Below are 13,138 nucleotides of genomic sequence, written 5' to 3' on the forward strand. Positions count from 1 at the left end.
AATTATTGACGCTGTCGGGGACGCATGTTACACAGCCGTGACGATGGGGCGCAGGCAGCGGGGCGGGAAACGGCGTGGACTTCACTTCGATCGATACGGTTGGCGGGTGCATTGCGCGGCCCGCAGCGGCGGTGGCGCGATGGCGCTGGTCGCTGGCCGTGTCGTTCTGCCTCGCGCTCGCACCGTGCCTGGCCGGCGCGCAGGCCACCGATGCGCAGGGGGCGGCTGATGGCGTGCCGCCAGTCGCGCAGGTCGCGGCACAGGTGGATGACGGCCATTTCCAGCAGGCCGAAGCCGGCATCGCCGCCGCACTCGCGGAATCTTCCGGCGTGCCTGCCGAACAGCAGCGCGCCTATGCCTACCAGCGCGAACGCATGCGCCGCATCCTGCTCGACTTCACCCTCGACGAGGATGCCGTGCGAGAGCGCGTGCGCAAGCAGATCCCCGACCTGGCCGACGCGGAGTTCGACCGCTGGAATGCCGCCGGCCTGTTCGAGCACATGGTGATCGACGGCCGCACGCTTTATTTCAATCGCTCGCCGTCCAACCTGTTCCGGCTCGACAAGGGCGCGCTGGCGCGTCGCGATCCCGCGCTGCGGCCGCTGCGCGACGGGCCGATGGAATCGCTCAACGCGCACCAGCGCGCGATCCGCGATGCCGCGCTGGCCGAAGGACGCAGCAGCGTGCTGCCGCTGCGCCTGCGCATGACCCAGAAGCTGAGCGTCGATGCCGATGCCGTGCCCGAGGGCGAGACGGTGCGCGCGTGGATCCCGTATCCGCAGGCGCTGCCGGGGCAGCAGGAAGACATCGAATACATCGCCAGCGTGCCGGCCGCGCACCAGATCGCGCCCGAGGCGGCGCCGCAGCGCACCGTGTACCTGGAAAAGCCGGCAAAGGCCGGCACGCCGACCGAGTTCTCCGTCACCTACGAGCTGACCATCTTCGGCCAGTACCACGCCATCGATCCGGAGAAGGTAGTGGCCGCCACGATCACGCCGGAGCTGGCGCCCTTCGTTGCCGAACGCGCGCCGCACGTCGTGTTCACCGACGCGATGCGCGAGTTCTCCCGGCGCGTGGTGGGCGACGAGACCAATCCCTACCGCGTCGTGCAGAAGCTGTTCGCCGCGGTCGACGAAATCCCCTGGGCCGGCGCGCGCGAGTATTCGACGATCTCCAACATCAGCGACTACGCGCTGCACGCCGGCCACGCCGACTGCGGCCAGCAGACGCTGCTGCTGATCACGCTGCTGCGGATGAACGGCATCCCGGCGCGCTGGCAGTCGGGCATGGTGTTTTCCGACGGCGATTACAACAACATCCACGACTGGGCGTACGTCTACCTGGCGCCGTACGGCTGGGTGCCGATGGACGTGACCACCGGGCGGCTGGCCGCGGACAAGGGAACAGGCGACGATCCATCCATGGAATGGTTCTACCTCGGCGGCCTGGACAACTGGCGCATCGCCTTCAACCAGGACTGGGACCGCCCGTTCCAGCCGCCGAAACAGCAATTCCGTTCCGACAACATCGACTCCCAGCGCGGCGAGGCCGAATGGGACGGCGGCAACCTGTACTTCAACCAGACCGGATACGACTTCGAGTGGGAGATCCTGCCCGGGCAGGGACGGGCCCAACGCTAGAGACTGGCTTCAACAACAGCATCCACAGTTACTGACGGGGAGAGGGAAATGAGCAGCAACAGGAATCTGCGCAGACGCGCACTTTGCATGGCCATGGGGGTGTGTCTTGCATCCATGGCATCGGCGCCGGTATTCGCGCAGAGCGTGACCGGTGCGGTGGCCGGCCGTGCCGAGGCGGGCACGCAGGTCACGATCAGCAACCCGTCGACGGGGCTGTCGCGCTCGGTGACGGTCGGCAGCGACGGCAGCTACCGCATCGCCCAGCTGCCGCCGGGGCAGTACACGCTGAGTACCGGCTCGGGCGAGCCGCTATCGGTCGGCGTTTCCATCGGCGGCACCACGACGGTCAACCTGAGCGGCGCCGGTGCGGTGGACCTCGCCGCGGTGCAGGTGATCGGCTCGCGTGTGATCAACCAGGTCGACGTGCGCTCCACCGAGTCGGCCACCAACATCCGGCGCGAGGAAATCGCGCGGATGCCGGTCGACCAGAGCCTTGGCTCGGTCGCGCTGCTGGCGCCGGGTGTGGTGTCGTCTGGCGCGACCTTCGGCGGCCTGACCTTCGGCGGCTCGTCGGTGGCCGAGAACGTGGTCTACATCGACGGCATGGACGTGACCGACCCGTACCGTCGCCAGGGCTATTCGACGGTGCCGTTCGGCTTCTACGAGGAATTCCAGGTCAAGACCGGCGGCTACTCGGCCGAGTTCGGCCGCAGCACCGGCGGCGTGATCAACGCCGTGACGCGTTCGGGCACCAACGAGTTCCACTCCGGCGCCGAGTTCACGATCGAGCCCCGGGCCTGGACCTCCAGCCGCAAGGACCATTTCCACAAGGATGGCAGCATCGACGAGCGCGACCGCACCAGCCGCGACGGTGGGTCGTTCTACAAGGCCAACGTCTGGGCGTCCGGCGCGCTGATCAAGGACCGTTTGTTCTTCTTCGGCATGTACGAACAGCGCGACAGCAAGCCGCGCGACGTCGACACCATCGAGGCCTGGTACACCGACAGCAACAACGACTTCTGGGGCGGCAAGCTGGACTGGCAGATCAACGACAACCACCTGCTGTCGCTGCTGGCTTTCTCCGACGAGGCCGAGTCCGACACCACCAAGTACAACTACGATTGGGATTCCGCGACGCGCGGCGACGAGGTGGGCCAGAGCTATGACGGCTCCGGCGGCGACAACTGGTCGCTGACCTACACCGGCAACTTCACCCAGAACTTCGTCGCCAAGGCGATGTACGGCGTGAACAAGCGCAGCGCCACCGGCGGCAGTCCGTGGGATGGCGATTGCAGCATCGTCAGCCGCGACAGCACCTACGACGAGATCTTCGGCCCGTCGACCATCCAGGAAGGCTGCCATCCGAGCAACGCCAGCGTCAGCACCCGTTACGACAAGCGCGAGGCCGCGCGGCTGGACTTCGAATGGACGCTGGGTGACCACCTGCTGCGCTTCGGCGCGGACCAGCAGGTCATGGATTCCAACAGCTCCCGCGTGTATCCGGGCGATGGCGTGAGCTACAGGTTGACCGGTATCTCTGACGACACCAACCGCCAGCTTCCCAATGGTGCAAACGTCCCGGCTGGCGTGAACGCCTACGTGGATGCCCGCCGCTACATCACCGGCGCGCCGGTCAGCACCAAGGCCCAGGCGGTCTACATCGAGGACAACTGGAACGTCACGCCCAACCTGCTGCTGAACATCGGCGTGCGCGGCGACAAGTTCGAGAACACGCTCGCCTCCGGCGCGACCTTCGCCAAGGCGGACTTCGGCGACATGGTCTCGCCGCGCGTGGGCTTCAGCTGGGACATGAAGGGTGACGGCTCCACCAAGCTGTTCGGCAACGCCGGCCGCTACTACATCCCGATCACCAACAAGCTGACCGACTACTTCGGCGGCGGCACCACGGACGAGCACACCTACTACGTGCTCGACCGCATGGAAGAGCGCACCGATCCGGTCACCGGCGCCACCTACCTGTTCCCGGTCATCGGCGCGCAGATCGGTGACGTCAACACCGAAGGCAACGTGCCCGCGCCGGACGACGTCCGCACCGCGGTGGCCCGCGACCTGAAGCAGGTGTTCCAGGACGAGTTCATCCTCGGCTTCCAGCAGGCGCTCAACCAGGCCTGGTCGTGGGGCGTGAACGCGACCTACCGCAAGATGACACGCGCGGTGGAGGACGTGAGCATCCGCCACGTCGAGGGTTGCGACTGGTATTCGGGCGACTGGCCGATCCTCAACCCCGGCGAGAAGAACACGCTGTGGTGCCCGGATACCGAGCAGTGGGTGAGCTTCGACAACTCCAAGGACGGCTACATCACGTCCGGCAGCGACATCGTGATGGGCTACAAGCGGCCCAGGCGCACCTACAAGGCCGTCGAGTTCCAGCTCGACCGCGCGTGGGACGACAAGTGGGCGCTGAACCTGAGCTACGTGTGGTCGAAGTCGGACGGCAACATCGAGGGTCCGGTGAACTCGGACACCGGCTACAACGACACCAACCTGGTGCAGTACTACGACCATCCGGCCGTTAACGAGCGCTTCGGCCCGACGTTCAACGATTACCGGCACCAGATCAAGGTCCGCGGCAGCTACAAGTTCAACGAGATGTGGAGCGTCGGCGGCACGCTGAGCGCGCATTCCGGCGGCCCGATCACCGCCTTCGGCGTGCGTTGGCCCGACGATGACCGCAGCGCGGGCGGACCCAGCGAGTTCAGCGGCGGCGGTTCGGGCTGGCTGTGCGAGTCCGGCTGCGACAGCTGGACCACGCGCGAGATGGTCTACACCAAGAAGGGTGGATTCGGCCGCATGCCGTGGGTGACCAACCTGGGTGCCAGCGTGATGTGGACGCTGCCCTCGGACAAGGTCGACCTCAAGGCGCGTTTCTCGGTCTACAACCTGTTGAACAAGCAGACCGAGATCAACGTGCATTCCCGCTACGAGAGCACGCCCGGCAACAAGATGCCGTACTTCGGCGAAGCCACCGTGTGGCAGTCGCCGCGCTACATGCAGCTGGTCGTGACCTGGAACTTCTTCTGATCTCCTCCCGTGGGCGGCCCGGTTCCGGGCCGCCCTTCTTTTTGCCCGCGAGCAGCGGCAGGATGCCGGCGAACGGGACAACGGACGCCAAGCCATGACATCCCTGCGCCTGCCTTTCCATGCGATCGCCTTCGTCCTGTTAGCGGCGCTGCCGCTGGCGGGCGCGGCGGAACCGGCCGGGGAGGCCCCCGACACGGCCGCCATCGACCGCGCGTTCGACGACACCGTGGCGCGATACGAGCTGCCCGGGCTGGCGGTCGGCGTCGTCGTCGACGGCAAGGTCGTCTACACGCGCACCGCGGGTGAACTGGAGGCAGGCAGCGGCCGCAGGATCGATGCCGACACCCTGTTCAAGATCGCCTCCAACAGCAAGGCGATGACCACCGGCCTGCTGGCGCGGCTGGTCGACGCGGGAAAGCTCAAGTGGGACGATCCGGTGGTGAAGTACCTGCCGGACTTCCGCATGTACGACCCTTGGGTCACGCGCGAGATGCAGGTGCGAGACCTGCTGATCCACAACAGCGGGCTTGGCGCCGGGGCAGGGGACCTGATGCTGTGGCCCGGCCCCAACGATTTCACCCGCGCGGACGTGATCCACGGCCTGCGTTACCTGAAGCCGAAGTACAGCTTCCGCTCGCGCTACGCCTACGACAACACGCTGTACATCGTCGCCGGCGAGGTGGCCGCGGCCGCCGGTGGCGCGCCCTACGACGCGCTGCTGCGGCGCGAACTGTTCGAACCACTGGGCCTGAAGCGCTGCCAGGTCGGCGCATGGGACCGCGACGCGGTCGGCAACGTCGCCCAGCCGCACGCGCGCCGGGACGGCAGGAACGTGGTGACCAGCGCCGACGAGGCAATGATCCCGGACGTGCCGATGATGGCCGCCGGCGGCATCCGCTGCAGCCTGCACGACATGCTCGCGTGGGCAACGATGTGGCTGCAGCCGGAGCAGTCCGGCCTCGTCGACGGCAAGCCGTGGCTGTCGGAAGAACAGCGCGAGGCGGTGTGGTCGCCGCAGACGATCATGCCGCTGTCGCGGCGCATGCGCGAGTGGGACGATAGCCACTATTCGGCCTATGGCTATGGCTGGCGCCTGGCCGACGTGGACGGCACCCAGAAGGTCTCGCACACCGGCACGCTGTCGGGCATGTATTCGGCGCTGACGCTGCTGCCGCAGAAGCACGCCGGCTTCGTGATCCTGATCAACAGCAACGCCGACGACGCGCGCACCGTGCTCAACCAGGTGCTGGTCAAGCAGTTCACCGCGCCGGAGCAGCAGCGCACCGTGGCCTATTACGCCGACCAGCTCAATCGCGACGCACGCGAGGCCAGGGTACGGCGACCCGTGCCCGACACGTCATCGCGGGTACCGGCCGTGCCGGCGGACATGGCCGGCCAGTTGGGCGTGTATCGCGATCCGTGGTTCGGCGACGTGTTGATCTGCCCGGCCGGCGACGGCGTGCGCTTTACCTCGGCGAAATCGCCGCGGCTGGTCGGCGACGTCATGCGCGCGGGCGACCGGCTGCTGGTGCAGTGGCGCAGCGGCGGCGATACCGAGCCGTGGCTGGACTTCGGCCCCGCCGACGCGCAGCCGGTGACGCTGGCGATGGCCAAGATCGATCCCGACGCGGACTTCAGCAGCGACTTCGAGGACCTGGCCTTCGTGCGCAGCGGTGACTGTCCCGCTGCCGCTGCCGCGGCGTCGGACGTGCCAACGGTGTCGCCGGCGGCCGATGCCGAGTCGGCCGGCATGGCCGACATCCGCGCGCTGGTGCCGGACATGGCCCAGGACATCCGCTACGCCGGCAGCCACAACTTCGTCGGCAAGCCCGTCGACGGCTACGAGGCCCCGCGCTGCTACCTGCTGCGGCCGGTGGCCGAGGCGCTGGCCCGGGTCGAGGCGACGCTGCGCGAAAGCAACCGGCGCCTGCTGATCTACGACTGCTTCCGTCCCGTGCGCGCCGTGCAGCATTTCATGCGCTGGGCGCAGGATCCGGACGACGTGGCCAACAAGGCCGAGTTCTACCCGCTGCTGGGCAAGGACGCGCTGGTGCCGCAGTACATCGCCGAACACTCCGGCCACAGCCGCGGCGCGACGCTCGACCTCACGATGATGCAGTGCGACGCCGGCGGCGAAAACTGCGAGCCGCTGGACATGGGGACCGGCTTCGACTACTTCGGCGAACTGGCGCACACCGATACGCCCAACGTCACTGCCGCGCAGCGCGAAAACCGGCACCTGCTGCGCGATGCGATGCAGGCGCAGGGCTTTTCCAACTACACCGACGAATGGTGGCACTACACGCTGAAGCCGGAGCCGGACCCGCACACGGCCTATGACTTCCCGCTGCGCTGACTGATCGGGCGCCGGTGTCGGCGTCTGTCATGGTTTGCGCGGGACCTTGCGCGTGGTCGTGTTTCCGCCAGGTGGCCGGGATCGTTGTGTTCGGCGCCGGGGGGAGCCGTCATCCGAGTAACGGTTTCCGCTGGAAGCCTTGCGGTCTCCCGCGCCTGAATCATCGATGCGCCCTTCTGTCATCGCGGGCTGCGGCGGGGTTGCGACGCGCTTGTTGTCGCTGCGTGCGGTCATGGTCCGCTCCGGTTGCCAGCTGCCGGCATGTTGCGCCCTGCGGTGGCAGGGTCCCGGGAAGCCGCGGGACCGTGTTCTGCCCGGGCGCGGGCATGCACGCAGGAGAGACATGTCGCGGCGGACACTGCCGGGATGAACGGGCATTCCCATGGCGACTGACGCCGGCGGCAGTCGCGAAGCGCCTGCCAGCGACGATGCGCAGCAGGCCGGCCTGCGCCACGTCACCGACGGGGAGCCGGGCATCCGGAGGCTCCGCGCGGGGCGCGGGTTCCGCTACGTCGACGCGGCCGGGAGGCCTTTGCGTGATAGCTCGGTCCTGGAGCGCATCCGCAGCCTCGCGATTCCGCCGGCGTGGACGGATGTCTGGATCTGCCGTTCGCCGCGCGGCCACCTGCAGGCGACGGGAAGGGATGCGCGGGGGCGCAAGCAGTATCGTTACCATCGCGACTGGTCGCGCGTGCGCGGCCGCGGGAAGTTCGACCACGTGGTGCGTTTCGGTGCCGCGCTGCCGCGGTTGCGGCGACGCCTGCGCGGCGACCTGCGACTGCAGGGATTCCCACCGGAGAAGGTCTCGGCGATCGTGGTTGCACTGCTCGCCGATACCCTGGCGCGGGTCGGCAACAGTACGTACGCGCGCAGCAACGGCTCGTTCGGGCTGACGACACTGCGCAACCGGCATGTCGAGTTCCTGCGCGGCGGGCGCGTGAGCTTCACGTATCTCGGCAAGGGCGGCGCCCGCCAGCAACTGCTGGTCGACGATGCACGGCTGGCGCGGCTCGTGCGCAGATGCCGGCAGTTGCCAGGGCAGCAACTCTTCCAGTACCGGGACGATGCCGGCGTGCTGCAATCACTTGGCTCCGAACAGGTCAATCGCTACCTGCGCGACGCCATGGACGGAGCATTTACCGCGAAGGACTTCAGGACGTGGGGCGGGACCCTGGAGGCTTTCAGGCACCTGGCCACGACACCGGCCCCCGCGAAACCGGAGTCCGCCGCTGCGGCCTCCACCTGCAAGGCGGTCGTCGATGCAGTCGCGTCGCTGCTCGGCAACACGCCCGCGGTCTGCCGAAAATCGTATATCGACCCGCGCGTGTTCGAAGGTTGGCGCCGGGGGCAACTGGCGCACTTCGCGGAAGGTGCGCGCGGGGAGCGGCAGTGGGAGCACGCGCTGCTCCGTTTCCTCCGTCGCCACGCGCGGGACGACGGTTGATCGAAACCGCCGGCGCTACTGCATGGCATCAGTCCCTGGAAGCGTGTATTTCCCCTGCCCATGAGTAGTGTCGACAGGAGGGCCCGACTGTGGCCGGAAGCGGCGATGCAGTGCGGGCAGCTGAATCCCGCACGCCGTCGCCAAAAAAAAACCGGCCGTCTGGCCGGTTTTCCTGCCTCCCCGAAGGAGGAGGTGGTGGAGCGGAAGGGGATCGAACCCTCGACCTTCGCATTGCGAACGCGACGCTCTCCCAGCTGAGCTACCGCCCCACGAGGTTGCGGATTATACGGAGGTGCCCGCCGCGAGGCCAGATCCCTGTGCGTCCGGGGACAGCAGCGGGGCGAGGACGGGTTCGAGTTCGGCGCGGCGCCAGCCGGCGAGCGGGCCGGGCCAGGGTTCGCCGTCGTCGCGGGGGGCGCCAAGCAGCTGTTCCAGCCAGCGCCGGGATGCGAGGACGCCGTCGGGCAGGCCGAGCTCGGCGCTGCGGGCGGCGGTGGCGTCCTGCAGGCGGCGCAGCGCCTGCTTGTCGCGGTCGTCGTTGCGGGGTTCGGGCGCCTGCGCCTCGTCGTCGAGCGGGGTCTGCAGGGCCTGCCAGATCGCATCGCCAAGCTTGCGCGGGGCCTTGGGGTGGGCGTCGAGCTGGCGCTGCAGCGCGTCGCGGTTGGCGATCGGCTCGCGGGCCAGCTGCACGGCCAGGTCGTTGTCCAGGATCCAGCTGCGCGGGCGGTCGGCGCGGCGGGCGTGGGCGTCGCGCCAGCGCAGCAGCCGCAGCAGACGATGGCGCCCGGGTTCGTCGAGGAACTGGGCGGCGCGCAGCGACAGGTGCGGCCAGCGGTCGCCATCGTCGCGCTCGGCGTTGGCCACCATGCGTGCGCAGTCTTCCTGCAGCCAGGCCTCGCGGCCCAGCCCGAGCAGGCGCGCGTCCAGTGCGTCGTGCAGGGCGAACAGGTGGCGCACGTCGTCGGCCGCGTATTCGAGCTGCGACGGCGACAGTGGCCGGCGCAGCCAGTCCGAGCGGGTTTCGCCCTTGGGCAGGCTGACGCCGAGCACCTCCTGCACCAGCCGCTGGTAGCCGATGCCGCTGGCCACGCCCGACAGCGCGGCTGCCGCCTGGGTGTCGAACAGCGGCTGCGGCACCACGCCGCAGCTATGCATGAACGCCACCAGGTCCTCGCTGGGGCTGTGCATGACCTTGAGCACCGTGGCATCGGTGAGCAGCGGTCGCAGCGCGTCGGTGATGCCCGGGGCGAGCGGGTCGACCAGCAGGATGTCGTCGTCGCCGTCGCCCAGGGCGATCTGCACCAGCGCCAGCTGCGGCCAGTAGGTGCGTTCGCGGATGAATTCGGTGTCCAGGCCGATGCGGCGGGGGTGGCCTGCGAGGCGGCTGTCCAGTTCCGCGGGGTCGGTGATCCAGTGGGGCACGGCGTCGGGGTCGGGAGGAAGTGCCTGCAGCGTAACGGTCGCCGGCCGGCGGCGGCAAATGCAGGCGGCGACGGAACCGGCCGGCCTGCATGGGGTGGGGTGATGTCGTAATCTGGCGACCCGTTGCCGCAGGAGCCGGGTTTGCGCGGAGTGTTCCGGATCATCGTCGTGGCGTTGCTGCTGGCGGGTTGCTCGCGCAGCCCGGGCGAGGCTGCGCGCGACGAACCGGCGGACGACGCGCCTGCGCTGCGCGAGGGCATCGTTACCGTCAGCGGCGACGATGCGGTTTCGGAAACCCTGACCTGGCGCGCGCCCGCGGTGGAAATCCCCGCCGATGGCGTCGACGATGTCCTTGAACGCGCCGGCGAAGCGCTGCAGGCCGGCAACCTGGCGATCGACGCCGGGTCGGCGGTGCCGCTGTACATGGCGCTTTCGAAGGCGGCACCGGACGATGCACGCGTGCGCGACGGGCTGCGGCGCGCGCTGGCCGCGGTCATCGCCCGCGGCGATGCGGCGCTGGCGCAAGCCGGCGACGACATTTCGGCGTTGCGCGAGGCCCACCAGATGGCGGCCGTCGCGCGGGCCGTGGACGGCGACGACAAGGCCGTGCTGGGCTACCTGGAGCGCATCGACCAGGCCGACACGCTCTGGGACCTCAACCGCGAGGGCGAACTCGCGCTGGCCGACGGCGACTACGGCGAGGACGGCGGCGGCGCGCTGGCGAAGTTCCGCGAGGCGCTGAAGCTGGCCCCCGGCCAGCCGCGCGCGATGCAGGGCCTGGCGGCGACCGAGAGCGCGATGATCCGCAACGCCGAGATCGCCGCCGACAAGGCCGACTTCGAAGGCGCGAAGCGCTGGCTGGTCGCCGCCGCGAAGATCCGCCCGGAGATGTCGACGGTGCCCGATGCCGCCGCGCGCGTCGAACGCCAGCGCAGCGCGCGCGTTGCCCGCCTGCGCGACCTGGGCGTCGCGGCGCTGGCGCAGCCGGACGGCCTCGAACAGGCGCGGCGCCGGCTGGCGGAAGTGCTGCTGATCGCGCTGCCCGGCGATCCGGCCGCCGCCGACCTGCGCGAGCGCATCGACCTGGCCGAGCACTACGGCCAGTTCCGTCCCGGCCAGCAGTTCACCGACGGCCTGAAGAACGGCGCCCGCGGACCGCAGATGGTGGTGGTGCCGCACGGCGCCTTCTACATGGGTGCCACCAAGGACGACGACCAGGCCACCGACCTCGAGCGCCCGCGGCATCCGATCCGCTTCGCGCGCGGGCTGGCGATGTCGATCACCGAGGTGACGGTCGGCGACTTCCGCCGTTTCATCAATGCCACCGGGCGCCAGACGCGCGCCGAGCGCCGCGGCTACTCGATGGCCTACGACGAGCGCAGCGGCAACTTCGTGCGCATGAGCGGCGTGGACTGGCGCAGCGACTATGCCGGCAACCCGGCCACCGACGATTTGCCCGTGCTGCACGTCAGCGCCCGCGACGCCGAGGCCTATGCCGAATGGCTGTCGGAGCAGAGCGGCCACGCCTACCGCCTGCCCAGCGAGGCCGAGTTCGAATACGCCCTGCGGGCCGGCGGCGCGACGCCCTATCCGTGGGGCACCGGTGCGCCGCCGAAGGGGTCCGGCAACTACACCGGCGCAAAGGACCGCTCGCCGACCGGGCGGCACTGGAACAACGCCTTCGACGGCTACGGCGACGGGTTCTGGGGACCGGCACCGGCGGGGCGCTTCGACGCGAACGCCTGGCAGGTCCGCGACCTCGCCGGGAACGTGAGCGAATGGGTCGCCGACTGCTGGCATGATGGCTACCGGCGGGCGCCCTCGGACGGTACCGCCTGGCTCAACCCGGGATGCCGGACGCGCGTGGTGCGCGGCGGGTCCTGGGCCAGCGCACCGGTGCAAACGCGCTCGTCGTGGCGCGCGCCGGCGGGCGTGGACAGTACCAACGGGCGGATCGGCTTCCGCGTCGTGCGCGAGATCTAGGCGGGCAGGAGACATACGCAATGCGACAGAACCCCTTGGGCTCCGGCCAAGCACAGCAGGGCAGGCGGCGCGGTTTCGGCTTCAGCCCGCGCCTGCTGATCCTGGTGGCCTTCATCGCCTACGGTGCCTACTACTACTTCTCCAACCGTTCCACCGACCCGCTGACCGGCGAGACGGTGCTGATCGACAAGAGCATTTCGCCACAGGACGAGAAGGCGCTGGGGCTACAGGCGTACCAGGAGATCCTGGCGCAGGAGACGCCGGTGGACCCGAACACGGAGATCTCGCGCCAGGTACGCGAGATCGCGCAGCGCCTGATCACGAAGATCCCTGAAGTGGAGGACGCGCTGGCCGCCGAGCACGGCCTGCAGGCCCAGCACATCGAGGACTCGTTCGACTGGGACGTGACCGTGCTGCAGTCCGACGAGGCCAATGCGTTCTGCCTTCCCGGCGGCAAGATGGCTGTCTACACAGGACTGGTGCCGGTGGCGCAGAACGCCGACGCGATGGCGATCGTGATGGGCCACGAGATCACCCACGCGCTGCTGCGCCACGGTGCCCAGCGCATGACCGAGCAGAAGCTCGCCCAGCTGGGCCAGATGGCCGGCGCGATGAGCGGCATGGACCAGCAGCAGCTGCAGATGGCGATGGCGGTCTACGGCTACGGGCGCTCGCTGCCGTACGCGCGCAAGCAGGAGTCGCAGGCCGACGAGATGGGCCTGATGCTGGCCGCGGCGGCCTGCTACAACCCCGAGGAAGCGATCGCGCTGTGGGAGCGCATGGGCCAGGCCAGCGGCGGCCAGGCGCCGCCGGAGTTCGCCTCCACCCACCCCAGCTCGGCCACCCGCATCCAGAACCTGCAGGCGCTGATGCCCAAGGCGCAGGAATACCGCAAGCGGTTCTGCACCGGCGCGCAGTAGGCGCGAAGGGAGTTTGCAGGAGCGGCTTCAGCCGCGAGCTTTCGAGGATCAGGGGCCGGGACCTGGATCGGGATCAGGACTGGAAGCTGGCGAAGAGAACGTCCCCGATCCCCTTCTCCGGGGAAAACATGTCATCCCGAGCGCAGCGAGGGATCTGCTTCACCGTCCGCGCCAAGCAGTAATCAGATCCCTCGCTGCGCTCGGGATGACAATCCTGTGTTTTCCCGACTCCCGATTCCCGGCCCTCGAAAAGATCGCTTGGCAGGAGCGGCGGAAGCCGCGATGCTTTTGCGGGCGAAAGGATCGCGGCTTCCGCCGCTCCTACCAGGGC

Annotated in this window: 8 protein-coding genes and 1 tRNA gene; 6 read left to right on the forward strand and 3 right to left on the reverse strand. The window is 69.0% G+C overall.

Annotated elements, in window-relative coordinates; all coding sequences use genetic code 11:
• The first annotated feature begins 131 nt into the window (after window positions 1–131).
• The 4 genes from ABD679_RS12750 (at window position 132) to ABD679_RS12765 (ending at window position 8,482) form a co-directional block, all read left to right on the forward strand.
• Window positions 132–1,640 (forward strand): transglutaminase-like domain-containing protein, encoded by a 1,509-nt coding sequence (locus ABD679_RS12750; RefSeq protein ID WP_425561904.1) that lies wholly within the window; start codon window positions 132–134, stop codon window positions 1,638–1,640.
• A gap of 114 nt (window positions 1,641–1,754) precedes the next feature.
• Entirely contained in the window at window positions 1,755–4,682 is a 2,928-nt protein-coding gene (locus tag ABD679_RS12755; RefSeq protein WP_344760371.1) for a TonB-dependent receptor, read from the forward strand.
• A gap of 94 nt (window positions 4,683–4,776) precedes the next feature.
• Window positions 4,777–7,038 carry a serine hydrolase gene (locus tag ABD679_RS12760; protein WP_344760372.1) on the forward strand — a complete coding sequence of 754 codons (2,262 nt, stop codon included), beginning with the start codon at window positions 4,777–4,779 and terminating at the stop codon, window positions 7,036–7,038.
• Between the two features lie 382 nt (window positions 7,039–7,420).
• Window positions 7,421–8,482 (forward strand): DNA topoisomerase IB, encoded by a 1,062-nt coding sequence (locus ABD679_RS12765; RefSeq protein WP_344760373.1) that lies wholly within the window; start codon window positions 7,421–7,423, stop codon window positions 8,480–8,482.
• Window positions 8,483–8,675: 193 nt separating this feature from the next.
• Here ABD679_RS12765 and ABD679_RS12770 read toward each other — a convergent pair.
• A tRNA-Ala gene (locus ABD679_RS12770) sits at window positions 8,676–8,751 on the reverse strand.
• A gap of 13 nt (window positions 8,752–8,764) precedes the next feature.
• Window positions 8,765–9,904, reverse strand: a complete 1,140-nt coding sequence (rnd, locus tag ABD679_RS12775; RefSeq protein ID WP_344760374.1) for a ribonuclease D — start codon at window positions 9,902–9,904, stop codon at window positions 8,765–8,767.
• A gap of 141 nt (window positions 9,905–10,045) precedes the next feature.
• On the opposite strand from rnd, the gene ABD679_RS12780 reads away from it, so the two are divergent.
• Window positions 10,046–11,887: a formylglycine-generating enzyme family protein gene (locus ABD679_RS12780; protein ID WP_344760375.1), complete on the forward strand. Its 1,842-nt coding sequence runs from the start codon at window positions 10,046–10,048 to the stop codon at window positions 11,885–11,887.
• A gap of 20 nt (window positions 11,888–11,907) precedes the next feature.
• The gene (locus ABD679_RS12785; protein WP_344760376.1) at window positions 11,908–12,807 is read left to right on the forward strand and encodes a M48 family metallopeptidase; all 900 of its coding nucleotides are present in this window, start codon (window positions 11,908–11,910) and stop codon (window positions 12,805–12,807) included.
• Between the two features lie 73 nt (window positions 12,808–12,880).
• On the opposite strand, the gene ABD679_RS12790 is transcribed toward ABD679_RS12785, so the two are convergent.
• Window positions 12,881–13,138, reverse strand: a 258-nt coding sequence (locus tag ABD679_RS12790; RefSeq protein WP_344760377.1) for a hypothetical protein, incomplete at its 5' end; no start/stop codon positions are given.

The sequence above is a fragment of the Luteimonas lutimaris genome, from assembly GCF_039537065.1.
GTDB lineage: Bacteria > Pseudomonadota > Gammaproteobacteria > Xanthomonadales > Xanthomonadaceae > Luteimonas > Luteimonas lutimaris.

Bases quoted from the DNA above. Each gene is read 5' to 3' on its own strand.
- ABD679_RS12760 (WP_344760372.1), top strand. From the start codon at position 4,777: ATGACATCCCTGCGCCTGCCTTTCCATGCGATCGCCTTCGTCCTGTTA.
- ABD679_RS12785 (WP_344760376.1), top strand. From the start codon at position 11,908: ATGCGACAGAACCCCTTGGGCTCCGGCCAAGCACAGCAGGGCAGGCGG.
- ABD679_RS12765 (WP_344760373.1), top strand. From the start codon at position 7,421: ATGGCGACTGACGCCGGCGGCAGTCGCGAAGCGCCTGCCAGCGACGAT.
- ABD679_RS12755 (WP_344760371.1), top strand. From the start codon at position 1,755: ATGGCATCGGCGCCGGTATTCGCGCAGAGCGTGACCGGTGCGGTGGCC.